Origin of the sequence: Collinsella aerofaciens (assembly GCF_039752955.1) — a bacterium.
In the GTDB taxonomy this organism is placed as follows: domain Bacteria; phylum Actinomycetota; class Coriobacteriia; order Coriobacteriales; family Coriobacteriaceae; genus Collinsella; species Collinsella aerofaciens_BI.
The window spans coordinates 21,020-37,469 of sequence record NZ_JBDMHB010000006.1 but is presented as its reverse complement, the minus strand read 5'-3'; the positions used below and the strand labels follow the sequence as shown (position 1 = coordinate 37,469).

12 protein-coding genes are annotated in these 16,450 nt (G+C 60.1%); 2 read left to right on the top strand and 10 right to left on the bottom strand.

What is annotated here, in order from left to right; genetic code table 11:
• Positions 1–326 precede the first annotated feature (326 nt).
• Complete coding sequence (locus ABHR75_RS02775; RefSeq protein ID WP_195568049.1) at positions 327–899, top strand: hypothetical protein; 573 nt, start codon at positions 327–329, stop codon at positions 897–899.
• A gap of 104 nt (positions 900–1,003) precedes the next feature.
• Here the strand turns inward: ABHR75_RS02775 and leuS are convergent, their stop codons facing one another.
• Both leuS and ABHR75_RS02765 read right to left on the bottom strand, forming a co-directional pair.
• The gene (gene leuS, locus ABHR75_RS02770; protein WP_195568047.1) at positions 1,004–3,580 is read right to left on the bottom strand and encodes a leucine--tRNA ligase; all 2,577 of its coding nucleotides are present in this window, start codon (positions 3,578–3,580) and stop codon (positions 1,004–1,006) included.
• Positions 3,581–3,950: 370 nt separating this feature from the next.
• Positions 3,951–5,462: an IMP dehydrogenase gene (locus ABHR75_RS02765; protein WP_195568045.1), complete on the bottom strand. Its 1,512-nt coding sequence runs from the start codon at positions 5,460–5,462 to the stop codon at positions 3,951–3,953.
• A gap of 193 nt (positions 5,463–5,655) precedes the next feature.
• Here ABHR75_RS02765 and ABHR75_RS02760 point away from each other — a divergent pair, with 193 nt between their 5' ends.
• Positions 5,656–6,000, top strand: coding sequence for a winged helix-turn-helix domain-containing protein (locus tag ABHR75_RS02760; protein WP_195568043.1), 345 nt, complete (start codon positions 5,656–5,658; stop codon positions 5,998–6,000).
• Between the two features lie 132 nt (positions 6,001–6,132).
• Here the strand turns inward: ABHR75_RS02760 and ABHR75_RS02755 are convergent, their stop codons facing one another.
• The 8 genes from ABHR75_RS02755 to pelG form a co-directional block, all read right to left on the bottom strand.
• A complete protein-coding gene (locus tag ABHR75_RS02755; RefSeq protein WP_346963554.1) occupies positions 6,133–7,125 on the bottom strand; it encodes a PLP-dependent transferase in 993 nt (330 codons plus the stop codon).
• 95 nt (positions 7,126–7,220) lie between these two features.
• On the bottom strand, positions 7,221–8,762 hold the full coding sequence (locus ABHR75_RS02750; RefSeq protein WP_346963553.1) for a glycoside hydrolase family 32 protein: 1,542 nt from the start codon (positions 8,760–8,762) through the stop codon (positions 7,221–7,223).
• Between the two features lie 107 nt (positions 8,763–8,869).
• Entirely contained in the window at positions 8,870–10,270 is a 1,401-nt protein-coding gene (locus ABHR75_RS02745; protein ID WP_195568037.1) for a PTS transporter subunit EIIC, read from the bottom strand.
• Between the two features lie 183 nt (positions 10,271–10,453).
• Positions 10,454–11,425 (bottom strand): LacI family DNA-binding transcriptional regulator, encoded by a 972-nt coding sequence (locus tag ABHR75_RS02740; RefSeq protein ID WP_229066751.1) that lies wholly within the window; start codon positions 11,423–11,425, stop codon positions 10,454–10,456.
• Between the two features lie 272 nt (positions 11,426–11,697).
• Positions 11,698–12,363, bottom strand: a complete 666-nt coding sequence (locus ABHR75_RS02735) for a DUF4956 domain-containing protein (RefSeq protein WP_346963552.1) — start codon at positions 12,361–12,363, stop codon at positions 11,698–11,700.
• 3 nt (positions 12,364–12,366) lie between these two features.
• Positions 12,367–13,158 (bottom strand): polyphosphate polymerase domain-containing protein, encoded by a 792-nt coding sequence (locus tag ABHR75_RS02730; protein ID WP_195568031.1) that lies wholly within the window; start codon positions 13,156–13,158, stop codon positions 12,367–12,369.
• Positions 13,145–14,914: a CotH kinase family protein gene (locus ABHR75_RS02725; protein ID WP_346963551.1), complete on the bottom strand. Its 1,770-nt coding sequence runs from the start codon at positions 14,912–14,914 to the stop codon at positions 13,145–13,147. The genes ABHR75_RS02730 and ABHR75_RS02725 overlap by 14 nt, the downstream gene beginning before the upstream one ends.
• Positions 14,904–16,448: an exopolysaccharide Pel transporter PelG gene (gene pelG / locus ABHR75_RS02720; protein ID WP_346963550.1), complete on the bottom strand. Its 1,545-nt coding sequence runs from the start codon at positions 16,446–16,448 to the stop codon at positions 14,904–14,906. Before pelG ends, ABHR75_RS02725 begins: the two co-directional genes overlap by 11 nt.
• Positions 16,449–16,450 lie beyond the last annotated feature (2 nt).

Below are 16,450 nucleotides of genomic sequence, written 5' to 3'. Positions count from 1 at the left end.
CCCCACTTCTTTCAATTACAACTTCATTTGCAAGCAAACTATACCAATAGCTGCGGAAACGTGCAAGCACAACGCAAACTTGCAGATGAGTGCAAGCACAGGTTCTCCACAAGAAACGGATAATTGGGCGAGAACCCCCATATGGCGCTCCCCAAAAGGGCCAAAACGGGCCAAACGTCCCAACCCGCCAAGCGAATCGGGCCCTATGGGCATTCCGCTCTTGGGTGCACATCGGCCAGACTACAGCTAGGGACATTCTGCAGCAAAAGGCCGGCCGCGCGCATTGGCCGCACAACCTTCCAAAACCCTACGGCAAGGAGGCACCCATGAAACGTCTCGGCACCCTCTGCACGACCGCGCTCGCCATCGCAGTCTGCTCGTTCGCCCTGATGGGATGCAGCAATATCGATGGCAAAACCGGGCCATCTGAGCCGACTCCCGGAAGCACCGAAGCTGCCGAGGAAACGACGCCACAGGGTAGCTTCGATAAAATCAACGAAGACGAAATCGATCCCCAGGGCCTGGGTCCCGATTCCCAAGAACAGCTCCCCATCGACCTTGAGGTAGACGATAACGTCCATGTAACCTGCGTGGGTAAGGACACCGACGGCTACGGCGACGCCGCGCTCGTCTTTACGGTGACCAACAACACCGGTGCCGACATGATGTTTGGCGATGTGGACTCCTATGCCTACGTCAACGGCGTGGTCCGCGATGTGCGCATGCGCCAGCAGGTCGCAGCGGGCGAGGAAACGCGCGCCATGCTCACCTTTGTGGGCACCTTTGACGATCCGGACTTTGATGTGAACAAAGACCTCAACGACATCTACCTCAACATCTGGATGTTCGAAGAGGCAACGGGCAACGTTTACTTTAGGGACCTGGTACACATCCCGTAGAAGACGGTGCGACGCAATGATTAAGCAGGGCATACAACACAAAACGAGGGACGACCCAACCGGGCCGTCCCTCGTTTATTGCATGTCAGCTTTGCGCGCAGTGCTTACTTGACCACCAGGTTGACCAGCTTGCCGGGAACGCAGATGGCCTTGACGACCGTCTTGCCCTCGAGCCACTTGGCGACGGCGGCCTCGGCGGCAGCCTGCATATCCTCATTGGAGGCATCGCGGGCAACGTCGACGCGGCCGCGGACCTTACCGAGCACCTGGACCACGATCTGCACCGTGTCCTCAACGGACTCGGCCAGGTCGAACTCGGGCCAGGCGGCGGTGTAGGCGTTGCCCTCGCAGCCGAGGGCCTCGTGCCACAGCTCGTCGGCCCAGAACGGGCAGATGGGGGCCAGCACGCTCACGATATCCTTGGCCACGCCGTAGCACAGCGCCTTGTCGCGGGCGGCACCCTCAGTGGCATTGAGGTAGGCGCTCGCCGCGTTGACGAGCTCCATGACGGCCGAGATCGCGGTGTTGAACTGGCCGCGGTCGAAGTCCTCGGTGCACTTGGCGATGGTGCGGTGACGCTCGCGATAGAGCTTCATAGCAACCTCATCGAGCGCGGACTTGTCGAAGGCCACGTTGGCGTCGCCGGACTGGACGAGCTGCCAAACGATACGCCAGGCGCGCTTGATGAAGCGATTGGCGCCCTCAACGGCCTTGGGATCCCAGTCGAAGTCCTTCTCGGGCGGAGCGATAAACAGGATCGCCAAACGCATGGTGTCGGCGCCGTAGGGCTCGATGACCGAGCTCGGGGGCACGACATTGCCCTTGGACTTGGACATGGTGTCACCGTTCTCGTCCTTGACCATGCCCTGGCACAGCAGGTTGGTGAAGGGCTCGTCCACACTCAGCAGGCCCAGGTCGCGCAGTGCCTTGGTAAAGAAGCGGCTGTAGAGCAGGTGCAGAATGGCGTGCTCGATGCCGCCGATGTAGTTATCGACGGGCATCCAACGGTCGGCGGCCTCGCGGGAGAAGGGCAGCTCGGTGTTGTGCGGATCGGTATAGCGCAGGTAATACCAGCTGGAGCAGGTAAAGGTGTCCATGGTATCGGTCTCGCGCTTGGCCGGGCGGCCGCAGACCGGGCAGGTGGTCTCGTAGAACTCCTTGCACTCGGCAAGGGTCTCGCCAGCGCCCAGGTCCAGGTTCTCGGGCAGCGTCACCGGCAGCTGATCCTCAGGCACGGGCACAATGCCGCAATGCTCGCAGTGGATGGCCGGGATGGGGTTGCCCCAATAGCGCTGGCGGCTGATGAGCCAGTCGCGCAGGCGGAACTCGACCTTACGACGACCGCAGCCCATGGCCTCGAGGTCGGCCACGATGGCAGCCTCGCCCTCGGAGTGCTTGCCGCCGCGCATACCGGTGTACTTGCCGGACTGGACGAGCGTGCCCTCGGCAGCGTGGGCGCAATCCCAGTCGACAGTCTCGGCATGGAAGGTATCGATGGTCTCGCCGCTGGCCTCGACGGCAGCGCGATCGTCATCGTCCAGGATGATCGGCACGATCGGCAGGTCGTACTTACGGGCAAACTCAAAGTCGCGCTGGTCGCCACAGGGAACGGCCATAACGGCGCCGGTGCCGTAGTCGGCAACGACATAATCGGCAACCCACACGGGGACCTTCTCGCCGTTGACGGGGTTTACCACATAGCGGCCCGTGAAGGCACCGTGCTTCTCGAGGGTGCCCTGGGCACGCTCGACGGCAGAGATGTGCTTGGAGTCCTCGACGATCTTGGTGACGGCCTCCTCGTACTCCGTGCCCTCGACGAGCTCGTGCAGGCCGGCGTACTCGGGAGCCAGGACAAAGAAGGAAACGCCAAAAAGGGTATCGGCACGCGTGGTAAAGACGGTGATCTTGCCCTCGTCGCCCTCGATAGGCTCGCCGTCCTTGTCGCACAGGGTAAAGTCGACCTCGGCGCCCTCGGAGCGACCGATCCAGTTGGCCTGCATCTGCTTGACGCGCTCAGGCCAGCCGGGGAGCTTCTCCAAGTCGTCGAGCAGCTCCTGAGAGTACTCGGTAATCTTGTAGTACCACTGCTCAAGGTCGCGCTTCTCGGGCTCGGTGCCGCAGCGCCAGCACTTGCCCTCGGTGACCTGCTCGTTGGCCAGAACGGTCTTGCAGGTGGGGCACCAGTTGACCGGGTTCTTCTTGCGATAGACCAGGCCCTTTTCCCACAGCTTCTCAAAGATCCACTGACCCCAGCGGTAGTAGTCGGGGCTGCAGGTCTTGACCATGCGATCCAGATCGTAGGAGAAGCCCATGCGCTTCATCGTGGCGAGCGCCTGGTCCATGTTCTTATACGTCCAGGCGGCAGCCTGCGTGTTGTGCTTGATGGCGGCGTTCTCGGCAGGCAGGCCAAAGGCGTCAAAGCCGATGGGGTGCAGCACGTCGTAGCCGCGCATGCGGGCCTGACGGGCCATGGCATCGCCGATGGTATAGTTGCGTGCGTGGCCCATATGCAGGTCGCCCGACGGATACGGGAACATCTCGAGCACGTACTTCTTGGGCTTGCTGTCGTCGGTGTCGACGGCAAAGAGGTTGGAGTCCTCCCAGGCCTTCATCCACTTGGACTCAATGGCCTGCGCGTCGTAGGCAGGGATCTCATCCTTATGATCTGTGCAATCGCACATATCAGCTCCTTTAATCTTAGCTGGGGTCGGTCGGCTTAGCTTTGTTCGCTACTGCGGACAGTCCTGCGCAAGACGAAGAGCACATTAAGTGCTCTTCTTTGCGTGCGGAACTTGTAGCGAACAAAGCTAAGCCGACCGACCCTAAGGTTAACTTGACTGATGATAGCAAATACGACAAGCGAGATGCCTGCAACTTACAGGCATCTCGCTTTATCTAAATAACGTGGTTGTGAATCAACCTTTGTCTGAAACTCGTTCTAGCACGAACGGGTTTTCCAGGTGCCGCAGATTGCCGTGAAAGAGGAGCGACGCGTACTTTGGTACGCGAGCGACGGTTTGAACGGCAAGGTGCGGTGCTTGGGAAAGCCGCTTATCGATAGGAAACGCTCTGCTGGGAATCCTTGACGACTACGTCGTGGGCGCCACCTTCGACGATCGAGGTCGAGCTGACCAGCGTTAGGCGTGCCTTTTCCTGGAGCTCGGGGATCGAGAGGGCGCCGCAGTTGCACATCGTTGACTTGACCTTGTAGAGCGTGCCGCCCACGCCGTCCTTGAGGGAACCGGCGTAGGGAACGTAGGAGTCGACGCCCTCGACGAAGCTGAGCTTCGCAGCGCCGCCCAGGTCGTAGCGCTGCCAGTTGCGGGCACGCGCGGAACCCTCGCCCCAGTACTCCTTCATGTACTGGCCGTTGACGTTGACGCGCTCGGTCGGGCTCTCGTCAAAGCGAGCGAAGTAGCGGCCCAGCATCATAAAGTCGGCACCCATGGCCAGGGCGAGCGTCATGTGGTAGTCGTAGACGATACCGCCGTCGGAGCACACGGGCACGTAGACACCGGTCTCCTCGTAGTACTCGTCGCGAGCGCGGCAGACGTCGATCAGCGCGGTAGCCTGGCCACGGCCGATGCCCTTGGTCTCACGGGTGATGCAGATGGAGCCGCCGCCGATACCGACCTTGATGAAGTCGGCACCGCAGTCGGCCAGGAAGCGGAAGCCCTCGGCGTCGACGACGTTACCGGCACCGACCTTGACGTCCTCGCCGTAGTTGGCGCGGATCCACTCGATGGTGCGCTTCTGCCACTCGCTGAAGCCCTCGGAAGAGTCGATGCACAGGACGTCGGCACCGGCCTCGATAAGCAACGGCACGCGCTCGGCATAGTCGCGGGTGTTGATACCGGCGCCGACCATGTAGCGCTTGTCGCCGTCGAGCAGCTCGTTGGGGTTGGTCTTGTGGCTGTCGTAGTCCTTACGGAAAACGATGCCCATCAGGTGATCGTTATCGTCGACGATGGGCAGGGCGTTGAGCTTGTTGTCCCAGATGACGTCGTTGGCAACCTTGAGGCTGATGTTCTTGTCGCCCACGATGAGCTGCTCACGCGGGGTCATGAACTCAGAGACCTTCGTCTGGTGGTCATCGCGACTGGGGCGATAGTCACGGCTGGTGACGATGCCCAGGAGCTTACCCTTGGGAGTGCCGTCGTCGGTGACCGGCATGGTGGAGTGACCGGTCTTCTCCTTGAGGGCGATGACCTGCTCCATAGTCATGTCGGGGGTCAGCGTGGAATCGGACTGAACGAAGCCGGCCTTGTGATCCTTGACGGCCTTGACCATGGCGGCCTCGGACTCGGCGCTCTGGGAACCGTAGATGAAGGACAGGCCGCCCTCGGTAGCGAGCGCGACACCCATGTCGACGCCCGAGACGGACTGCATGATGGCGGAAACCATGGGGATGTTCAGGGTGATTGCCGGCTTCTCACCGCGCTTGAAGCGGGTTAGCGGCGTCTTGAGAGAGACGTTGTTGGGGATGCACTGCGAGGACGAGTAACCAGGAACCAGCAGATACTCCGAAAACGTGTGGGACTCACCGGGAAAGAACGTAGCCATGTTTCTCCTTTTTCCATGCGACCGGTCGGCTGCAGGCCTCGTAGGACCCAGCCCAACCTTGGGCGCCCAATACTGGGGAAGTATCTTAACGCACTTTGACTGCTACAATGCATGATTTAAGAAGAGCACACGAGGGCTTGACGCAGGCTTTGCGTTTGCCCAGCAAACACTTTAGCGGGGAGACGTGGAGCGTATGAAGTACAAGACGACGGCAAAGCTGGTCATTCAAGCGTGCGACAAGGATCTGCCGGGCGTGTTTGGTCACGGCTGCGTCTTGCTGCTGCAGGGTATTGCCCGCGAGCACTCGCTGAACCGCGCCGCCAAGAGCATGGGCATGGCGTATTCCAAAGCGTGGCGCATTGTGAACGAAGCCGAAGGCCAGCTGGGCTGCAAGCTCATAGAGCGCGACGGCGCCCGCGGATCCACCCTCACCCCCGCCGGAGAGCGCGCCATAGCGGTCTACGAGAAGCTGCAGGCCGACATAAACAAGGTCATTGCCACCAAAGCCGACGCCCTCATCGCCAGCATCAAAGAATAGCCAATTTGGGACGGGGCTTTTTAGCTACGCAACCCCCTCTCTAAGTTGCGGTGAAATAGGGACTGTTTATGCCGATAAAGCCGTAAATCAATCCATATTTCACCGCAACTTATGGAGTCGAGGATGATTTAGCTAGTTGCGGAGGGCGTTATCTAGGGCGGACGCTACGACCAGGGGGTTGTCGGTGCCGGCGAAGAGGCGGATGGTGCTCCCCTGCTTGCCGCGCGTGGCCGAGAGGCGCGTCGTTGCGCCGCCGGCGGGCGATGTACGAAACTCCCCCGGCAAAGCATCGAAGAAATCACCCGCACTGCGCTCGATAAGGTCAAACTCAACTGCCGGGCCAAAGCCGTGCTCGAGGATTCCTGTCGCAACCGCATGGTCGGGATGCGAGCTCAGTCCGGGATAGCGCACGTTGCACACCATCTCGTTGGCGGCCAGATACTCGGCCAGCGCACGGGCGCGGTCGAAATGCGCCTGCATACGGACGTCGAGCGAGTCCAGTCCCCGCTCCAGCACACCGGCCTCGTCAGCAGTCAATTCAAACTTGGCCAAGCCACAGCCCTCAAGCAGGGTATGCGCGCACTCGGCCGCGGCATCCACACGATGGCGCTTGAGCTGCGAGCGCGCGACCGATACGGCAACCAACTTGCGCGGAGCATCACCGGCGCATACGCGATCGAGCGCCTCGAGCGACAGCGCAGAACCCAGCCGCAGCGAATTGCAGCCAAAAGCTGACGCCACGGTGTTGTCCACAACCAGCAGCGCATGGGCCTCACGCGCCGCCCGACCCAGCGCACGAAGATCGGGCACGCGCAGTCCAAACCCGCCAATGGAGTTGACGAACCACCACAGGTGCGGCCCCTCGGCATCAAACGAAGCATCAAAGCCATCGGACGCAGCAGCAAACGCCGCAACCGACGACTCCTCCACCATAGCCACGTCGCAGCCATCAAAGCCGCGCGCAAACGCATCGGCAAAGTCATCCGCAAAGGCCACTAGGCGGTCACCGGGACGCACAATCCCCAGCTGCGACAGCGCTGCCGGCACATGCGGGGCCGCAAGCAACCGCGCCTCACGCGCGCCGGCCCTCAAAGCCCAGGCCTCTTCTAGCTGCTGTACGCCCATACGGCACCGTCCCTTCAAAACAAAAACCCACGATGCGGGTGTTCCCCGCATCGTGGGCAACGGCTGCAGTATAGCGCCGATATGCGACGAATCGCTTAGATGTTGAGCGTGTGATAGTTCACGCTCGTGCCCGGAGCGTCAACGGTCACGCCATAGGCCTCGGGATAGATGCGCGTCGAAAACACGAGCGCGCCATCATTCACGAACACCTCGACCGACGAGACATCGCCAACAATGCGCACGTTACGAACCTCGTCGACGGGCTCCCAACGCACGGTACGACCGCAGCCGGCAGAAGCGCGACCCTCATCGGTAAATCGCATCTCAAAGCGCGAGGGCAGTTCGCCCTCGGCGGGCACAAACTCCAGCTTCAGCTCGTCATCAACGGTCGCGGTAAACGCGCCATCGACACCGTCAACAACAACGTCAAAGCAGGTATCGTCGGCAACCTCCAACGAGCCCTGCCCCACACGCACCGAGGCATAATGGCGCTCGATCTCGCGAGCCGGCTGCTGCAGCACCACGCCGCCGGCGCCGGCTGTAAGCTCACGCGGCACCGTCATGCAGTGCTGCCAGCCACACGCCACGGTGGGCGCGTTGCCATAGGTCGGCTCATCGGGCATGCCCATCCAGCCGATCAGAATGTGGCGACCATCCTCGGACGTAAACTCCTGCGGCGCATAGAAGTCAAAACCGGCATCCCACAGGCGGAACTCGCCCAGCTCATAAGCGTCCTTGCCACCAGTGATGTCGCCCGATACAGGCATGTAGCCAGCGGCATACACATTGCCGCGGTCCCAACGACCGCCCTCAAGACCCTGGGGCGAGAAGGACAGCCACTTCGCCGGTACACCGCCATCCGACTCAAGCTCAAAGTATCCCGGGCACTCCCACATAAAGCCAAAGCGCTCGGGCGTGGAAACGCGGCTTTCGAGCTCCCAGCTCAGCATATCGGCCGAGCCATACACCAAGATCTCGCCCACATCGCGCCCGGCACCTTCGCCGTGCATCGCACAAAAACGGCTTTCGACATGCGGCCCGTCCACGCGACGACGCGCGCCCAGCACCATGTGGTAACGCCCATCATCATCGCGCCACACCTTGGGATCACGCACGTGGCAGGTCAGATCGTCGGGATAATCATCGGACGCCAGCACCACGCGCTTTTGGCTGAACTCCCGACCGGCAAGGCCATCAACGCTCTCGACATAAACAGTATCGGCGCGACGGCCGGTATTGACGTAGTCGTACGTGCCGTCCGCATCGGAAAGCTTAACGTTGCCCGTATAGAGCACGCGAATGCGGCCGTCCTCGGCAAGCGCGGAGCCTGAATACACGCCATGGCAATCGAACGGCTCGTCGGGCAGCAGCGGGGCGCCAACATATTCCCAGTTCATAAGGTCGCGGCTTGTGGCATGGCCCCACATCTTTACGCCGCCGTTCACATCAAACGGGGCATACTGGAAGTACGCGTGAAACACGCCGCCCGCTTGGCAAAGACCGTTGGGGTCGTTGAGCCAGCCCGCCGGCGGCATAATATGGAAGCGCTGGCCATACGCGCCATGACCGCACTCAGAGGCGGCGGCGTCAACAGCGGCGACCAGCTTTGCAAGGTCGCGACCAAGTGCATTAGACATATCAAAGTCCTAACGGATCGAAAGTAACAAGACACCAGAGATCGGCACCAGATACGGAAAACGCCCGCGAGCATACGACCCGCGGGCATCCCCTCAATCAAAAGCTCTTAGGCCTGCTCGGAAGTCATGGACTCGTCCTTGTACAGGACAAACGAGACGGCAAAGGAAACCAGCGCGGCGACCGCAAACATGATCGCGTACTGCACGGGCTGGGCCAGGCACAGCAGGATACCGAAGATACCCGTAACGCCCGTGCCGGAGGCAGCCAGCGAAGTGAGCGCGCAGACCAGGGCGCCGCAGCCACCGCCGATGCAACCGGCGATGAAGGGCTTAAAGAAGCGCAGGTTCACACCAAAGATGGCAGGCTCGGTAATGCCCATGAAGGCGGACAGAGCCGAAGGAAGCGCCAGGCCCTTGATCTTGGCATCGCGGGTCTTAAAGGCAACGGCGAGTGCGGCACCACCCTGGGCGATGTTGGCGGCACTGGCGATGGGCAGCCAATAGGTCACGCCGTACTGGGCGAGCTGGCCCAGGTCGATGGCGGTGTACATCTGATGGATACCGGTGACGACCGTAGGCGCATAGAACAGGCCGACGATAAAGGAACCGATGCCGAAGGGCAGGGTGAGCAGGGCCTGGATCAGACCGAGGACGGCGTTCTCGGCCCAGACAAAGATGGGGCCGACGGCAACGAGCGTCACGAGCACGGTCACGAACACCGAGACGAGCGGGGTCACAAAGAGGTCGAACATCTCGGGAACGATCTTGTGCAGGCGCTTCTCGAGGAAGGCCAGAATGGCGCAGGCGATAACGATGGGGATCACGTGGCCCTGATAGCCGACCCACTCAAAGCTGTACACGCCGGGAATGACGGTGACCATAGTCTGCACGCCCTCGGAGGCAACCGTGTAGGCGCTCTGCAGCGAGGAGTTGATGAACGCACCGCCGACGACAGCGCCCAGATACGGGTTGGCGCCAAAGGCCTTAGCCGCGGAGTAGCCGATCAGAATCTGCAGAATGCCAAAGGACGTGCCCGAGACCAGGTCGGCAATCTTGTAAATAAAGTTATTGGTGTCGAGCGCGACAAAGCCGTTGGAGGCCATAAAGTTGAGGGCGCTCATAATGCCCAGCAGCAGACCCGAAGCCACGATGGCGGGGATGATGGGAACAAAGACGTCGCCGAGCACCTTAATGGCACGCATAAAGATGTTCTGCTGCTGTGCCGCGGCCTCCTTGACCTCGGCCTTGGTGGCAGCCTCGACGCCGCTGAGCGCGATGAACTCTTCGTAGACCTTGTTGACGGTGCCGGTGCCAAAAATAATCTGGAGCTGGCCCTGGGCCTCAAAGACGCCCTTGGCGCCGTCGATATTCTCGAGGGCATCCTTGTCGACCTTGGCGTTATCGGCAATCACCAGGCGCAGACGCGTGGCGCAGTGTGCGGCCGAAACAACGTTGCCGGCGCCACCGATGTTGTCGAGCACCTCTTGGGCTGATTTGCGGTAGTCCATGACTTCCCTTTCCTCAAACGGGCGCACGTGCACCCGGCCGTCTTTGACACTTACACTGTAATCGATTTCAGTTTCATATGTCTGTAATCGTTTTCATAGTAGGGTGAACGGTAGGAAATAGCCGGCGAATGGTAGTTTTGAGACAAACATAAGGGCTCAGAGGCAGGCAGACGTGCCCAAAATCTAGACATTCATAAGCTGATGGCCGAGTTTGAGCGTCTTTAGACCGCTCTCCCCCTCCACGCCATCGAGCGTGTTGAGCAACATATTGGTCGCCTCGACGCCACTGGTCAGGTAGCCATAATGCACGGTGGGAATACCGCCCGTCAGCGCGCGCAAAAATGCGTTGTCGCCAAAACCGCTCACGCGACGCACGCCCTCGCCCATGCCGCGCACCTCGTCAAGAGCGCGCAGGGCGCCGGCCGCCATAGTGTCGGTCGCGCACGCAATAAACGAAACATCGGGGGCATCGGCAAGCAGCTCGCGCGCAGCGCGATAGCCCGAGTCAAGCGTAAAGGATCCCTGGCGAATCAGGCTCGAATCAAGCACCACGCCCGCAGCAAGAAGCCCCGCCTCAAAGCCGCGACGACGGTCGAAACCAGCCGCGCGGTCCTCTTCGGTAACTCCGATGTAGGCGATCTTGCCATCCACCCGACCCGCAAGCGCACGGCCGAGCTCAAAGGCAGCCTCGTAATCGTCGTGATAGACACATGCCGCGCCCTCGACATGTTGGCCGATCAACACAATGGGCACGCGGCACGACTCAATCGCGCGACGGTGCTCGTCGGTGATCATGGTTGCCACCAGCACAATGCCATCGACCGGGTGATTTTGGAATAAATCAAGGTATTCGAGCTCGCGATCGGCCGCGTTATCGGTATTGGCAAGCAGCATCTGGTAGCCACGACGACCGAGCACCTGGCCAATACCGGCGGTAATGCGGCTCACAGATTCCGAGTTGATCTTAGGCACGATAACGCCGATGAGCTTGGTGGAGCCGGTGCGCAGCGCGCGAGCCTGGCTGGATCGCACGTATCCGGTCAGCTCAATCGCCTGCTTAATGCGCTCGGCCTTGTCCGCCGAGATATATCCACCGTTGAGGTAGCGCGAGACGGCGGCGCTCGAAACGCCCGCCAGCTCGGCCACATCTTTCATCTTTACCACGAGCACCCCTGTCGTTGAAATCGCTTTCACCATGATACCCAACCCTCGCCCGAAAAATATTCGACTGAAAAGGTCTCAGCGGATCATTTCAACCGCCCAGGTCGAGCAAGCGTCAGCGAGCGGGCAGCTGTCGTGGCGAGGTGCCGCGAAAGAGGAGCGAAGCGTACTATATGTACGCGAGCGACGGTTTGAGCGGCAGATCGCCCGGCAGATGCCCGCGCAGCGTCGACCGGTCCGGCGTTCGTTAGAACGCCGGAACATAGTTAGCCGTGGTACTCGCCGTTGTACTGGATGAGCGTCAGGTCCTCCACGCCATCGAGCGCGCGAATGGCGTCCGCATAGGGCATGTCAACGCCGTCCGAGAACACCTCCACGGCCATCTCGACCTTGTCACCACGCATGGTCTTGGACTTCACCGTAAACTTGGTGCGCCCAAATGCACGCACGATATCGTCGCCGGTGGTCTGACCCGTGTAGTGGATGACCATCATGTACACGCGCGCCTTGTCCTGGTGGCTCGCAAAGCCGGCGATCATGGCCACGATCACCACTGCCGTGAGCCCCACGAGCGCATACATGCCGGCACCCGCCGTAATGCCCGTGGTAATGGCCCAAAACAGGTACAGCAAGTCGAGAGGGTCCTTGACCGCTGTACGATAGCGGACGATGGACAGAGCACCGACCATACCGAGCGAGATGACCACGTTCGTCGAGATCGCGAGCGTGACCATGCAGGTGAGCACACACATGCCCACGAGCGTCACGGCAAAGCTGCGCGAATACACCACGCCGGTAAAAAAGCGCTTGTACACGTAGTAGATCAGGATGCCCATGGCGAGCGCCACGAGCAGCGAAAGGCCAATCTTGGCGGGGTCGACCTGGCCAAACGCCTCCAAGACGGAGTTCTTAAAAAAGTCCCTGGCGCTCATGGTCTAAATATCCCCTCGGTTCTCAAAATCCGATTCCCAGTAATTAAATCCGCGAAGGTAGGCGGTCTTTTCGTAACACAGGCAGTACTTGGAGACCGCCGTAAGCTCGGCCGCTCCCGGCGGCACCATATCGCGCACCAGCTGCGGGCAAAACTCCGTAAACTTGACCTCCATCACCTGCTTGCCGGGCTCCAGGACCGGCAGCGCGGGCAGCGTCGCGTCAAAGATATCGAAGCTTCCCACCGCGGCACGCACGTTCATGTCAAACGTGATGCGCACGGTGCCCTCATCCATCACCCACGGCTCGCGCTCGTAGTCCACGATGGTCCGCGGGCGCATCATATTGCAGATGCACTCGATGTAGAACTCGCGACAGAGCGGATAAGGACTCCTCAGCAAAAAGTCGTAGTCGCCAGCCAGAATCTGCTCAAACTCGCCACGCGTGAGCGGCGCGTCCTCCTTGTAAATCCAGCTGCCGTACTTCTTTTTGCGCTCGAGCTTAATCACCTTGTCGCTGCCGTTATAGATGCGCACGCGATACTTTTTGCGCATGAGAATGCCGGCGTCTTTTTCCTCGTAGGCCGAGTTGCAGTAGTCGTCAAAGTACAGGCTGCGAATGGTGTAACCGCCTGCCCGCGCATGCTTGTCCAGCTTAAAAACCGGCGCCATGCGACAGGCAAGCGCAGCGTGCTCGCCCTCGTTAATGAGATATTTGAGCTCGTGGCGGTAACGCTCCTGCGTGGCACGCACAGGCGGGGCCGCCAAGCGCTCAAGCAGCGCGCTAGCCCTCCTCATACGTGTCCTCCACGACCTTACCGCCGTCTTGCACGTAAAAACACTTCATGCCGTAGTGCTTGCCGTCGTCGGTCACATAGTAGTCAAACGCATCTTGCGTATAGCCGTCGGAGTTGGTGGCACGCACGCGCACAAAATACTGGCCGGTATCGGGCGCATCACAGGTCACCTCGGGAAGCAGCACGTCCTCGGCCTTAAAGACCACGTCGCTTATGGCATAGTCACGCGCAAGCTCCACGGTGTAGCGAATGTCGCGCGCCTCAAAGTCGTAGGACGCATCCCAGTTAATACGCAGCTTACCGTTATCGATCTGCGGCACGCCGATGTAGAACGGCATGGGCTTATTAAAACTCTCGCGAAAGCTCTTGTAGTTCTCCTCGATCTCGGAGGGAATCGCCGCGGCGATCTGCTCGTATTGGTCCTTGGTGACAGGCAGATGGTCGATATCGGGCGAAGCAAAGACCAGCGATTCAGTAACCTCGCGGTAGTGCTTGATCATCTTGCTCAGGCGTGCCTCGGTCATATACGAACGCAGGTCCTTGACGGCGCGGTCGAGCTCGCTGCGGAACGATTTGCTGCGCAGCGCACGATTGAACAGTACGTTGCCCCAGTAGTTGCTTGCGCCGCGCTCCCAGCTCGCGTAGTCCGAAAACCCGGTAAGAGAAAGCTCCAGCTTACGCAGCATGCCGTCGTTATCCCAATCTAAAAAGTACCAGGTATTTGAGTTGAGCGGGCTGTACAGATAGCAGTTACGGTTCTGCGTATCGCAGTTGCCCGTCAGGATCTGAAACGCCAACCAATAGACCAGGTTCTCGATATCAAAGTAGGTGTCGAGCACGTCATCGATCTTTTGCGATTCGTCGTTGAGCGCATCGAGCATCTCGATGAGCTTGGTGTGGTCCGTATCGCCCTTAATCTCAAGCATGCCTTCAAAGCTTGCCTGGTTGTAGTCGGGATCATCGGCAAGCTTAATGGTGTCCTCGTAGCGATGGAAATCAAAGCTGTTCACCTTGTACAGGTGCCCGCTCTTATCCAGGCCATGTGCCTTAAGCGCCGTCTTGTTGAGCTGCTCCACCTGCGTAAACAGGCCGTAGTCCTCAAAGGTATCGTTGGACTTTTCGGTCTGGTCGCACACCCACAGATGCACAAACTGCGTGCGCAGGCCCATCATCTGGGGAATCCCGCGGATAAGGTCATAGGCCATCTTGTTGCGAAAACGCATACCCTCGCCCATGTGCTTGTTGAGCGCAATCGCACGCTGCTGGCGCCAGGTACCTTTTCCTTTTTTGAGCTCCACCTTGTAATTCTTTTGCGAGTTCATGCTCGAAGTCTGACCGCGCACCTGCACAGTGGCATTGGGCGCTTCATCGCCATAGCCAACCTCGCCGGCCACCGGGCCGTCTTCGTCGCCCGGCTGCAGCAGGCCCATAACCTGATAGCGCGTCACGGCCATGTCGGCATAGTCATACACCGAGTACGTATTGATCTCGGCCCAGCTGTGGTCGGTGTTCTCGGAGCTGTTACCGCGCGAGACCGTCAGGTACATGGTCACAATACCCGAGTCGTCGTAGACCTCGTACAGCTCGTCCTTATCGCGAAGGTGCTTGGACTGGTCGGAGGCCTCGGCCTTTTTAATCTTGTCCTGCTTTTTGACCTTTTTAGTCGAGGATTCGTCCTGAGACGAGCAGCCCGAAAGCAACAGCGCGCCGGCAGCCGCCTCGATCAGGCAGCGGCGAGACATCAACTTATCGATCATCAGAACCTCCCCAATGGTTGCGATACACGCGAACTACTGCGCGCTCAAACGCGCCGTGCGGCACGCCCTTATGGCGACGTTCCTCATAGCGCTGTTCGGCACGGTCGAGCACCCGGCCAAGTTCGGTAAACCAGCCCGTTTTGTCGGTCGCCACAATGGGCTGCTGGCTCAGGATACGATACGGCAAGTTGGCGGTATAGGTATCGAGCCGCAGCAGCGCCACGATAAAAAACACCGCCGCGCCCAACAAAAAGCCAAAGCCGTAAAATTGCTGCGGCAAAAGCAACGACACGGCAGTCGCCAGCCCGGCCACACCGGCAAACAGGCCCGAGGCCAGCACGGCTCCCTTGTAGTCGGTAAAGTACAGCAAGATAAGCATCACCGTATTACCCACGGCATACAGGCCATAGCCCACGCACAGCGTGCGAAAATACCCGTGCATCAGGTTGTTAAAGCCCAGCGGCAGAGCCGAGAGCACCGTGGTCTCGAGCGAAATGACCGCCGCGGTCACAAACAGCTGCTTGAGCGCACAAAAGCGCAGTTCGCTGTTAAGCGTGGAGAGCATCTCCTCCTCGGCCACCACAATGTCGCCAACTACGCCGCCGTCATTGAACAGGCTGTAGTAGTCGCGGTAGCGCGGATAGAAGTTGACCTCGACCGAGACCACAAAGTTAACGGTCGTGACCAGGATCGTCAAAAACGCAATGAGCGCCGGCACATCGTAGTAGGGCGCACCATAAAACAAGCCCTTGACCTGCACGCCAATAGGACCGGCCCAAATAATCACCAGGTGTGCAAAGAGTCCCAGATTGGTTAACAGGCCCGTGAGCGCCAGCGGCATAAACTGATCGAGCCACTGCAAAAAGGGCCAGGGGCTGCGGTCGCTCTGAGGAAAATACCGGTACAGCAGTACCACGTCCCAGGCGAGCATGACGCCGTAGCCCAGAGCAATTGACGCCAACAAGCCCTCGACCGGCGGCAGTCCCAGCGCCAGCGCGGCCAGGGCGCACAGGCACGCCACGCCAATGGCAGCCGCAAAGCTGCACAGGATGCCGCGGTAATCCTTGATGGCCGTGAGGTAGCTCATGCCGTTCCAGTTGACGATCATAATGTTGAACAGCCACAGGCACAGCAGCCCCTGCAGCAGCGTGGCGCCCGAGAACAGCAAAAAGACGCCGTAGAGCACCGTGCCCGCAACGAGCATGATGGCGTTGGAGCCCCAAAACGAAGGCAGTATCTCATCCTCGCGCTCGGCAAACAACATATCAGCCAAAAAGCGCGTGACCGGCATGGAGAAAAAGCTCGTGAGCAAAAGTGAGGCCAGCAGTGTGTAGGTCACCATGCACACCAGCAGATCCTGGTTGGCACGGCCCACACCCCACAGACCGCACAGCATCAAGACACCCACCTGGAGCAGCACGCCCAACAGCATGGGACCCGTGCACACAATGCCGGCGTAGCCGTAAGCGCGCATCGTGGCAAACAGGCCCTTGCGCCTAAACAGGCGCTTGAGCTCAAAACCAATTCCGGCCACCG

Excerpts from the sequence above, each read along its gene's own strand:
- ABHR75_RS02750 (WP_346963553.1), bottom strand. The coding sequence starts at position 8,762 with ATGTCTAATGCACTTGGTCGCGACCTTGCAAAGCTGGTCGCCGCTGTT.
- ABHR75_RS02755 (WP_346963554.1), bottom strand. The coding sequence starts at position 7,125 with ATGGGCGTACAGCAGCTAGAAGAGGCCTGGGCTTTGAGGGCCGGCGCG.
- ABHR75_RS02760 (WP_195568043.1), top strand. The coding sequence starts at position 5,656 with ATGAAGTACAAGACGACGGCAAAGCTGGTCATTCAAGCGTGCGACAAG.
- ABHR75_RS02735 (WP_346963552.1), bottom strand. The coding sequence starts at position 12,363 with ATGAGCGCCAGGGACTTTTTTAAGAACTCCGTCTTGGAGGCGTTTGGC.
- ABHR75_RS02725 (WP_346963551.1), bottom strand. The coding sequence starts at position 14,914 with ATGATCGATAAGTTGATGTCTCGCCGCTGCCTGATCGAGGCGGCTGCC.
- ABHR75_RS02745 (WP_195568037.1), bottom strand. The coding sequence starts at position 10,270 with ATGGACTACCGCAAATCAGCCCAAGAGGTGCTCGACAACATCGGTGGC.
- ABHR75_RS02765 (WP_195568045.1), bottom strand. The coding sequence starts at position 5,462 with ATGGCTACGTTCTTTCCCGGTGAGTCCCACACGTTTTCGGAGTATCTG.
- ABHR75_RS02740 (WP_229066751.1), bottom strand. The coding sequence starts at position 11,425 with ATGAAAGATGTGGCCGAGCTGGCGGGCGTTTCGAGCGCCGCCGTCTCG.
- leuS (WP_195568047.1), bottom strand. The coding sequence starts at position 3,580 with ATGTGCGATTGCACAGATCATAAGGATGAGATCCCTGCCTACGACGCG.
- ABHR75_RS02775 (WP_195568049.1), top strand. The coding sequence starts at position 327 with ATGAAACGTCTCGGCACCCTCTGCACGACCGCGCTCGCCATCGCAGTC.
- ABHR75_RS02730 (WP_195568031.1), bottom strand. The coding sequence starts at position 13,158 with ATGAGGAGGGCTAGCGCGCTGCTTGAGCGCTTGGCGGCCCCGCCTGTG.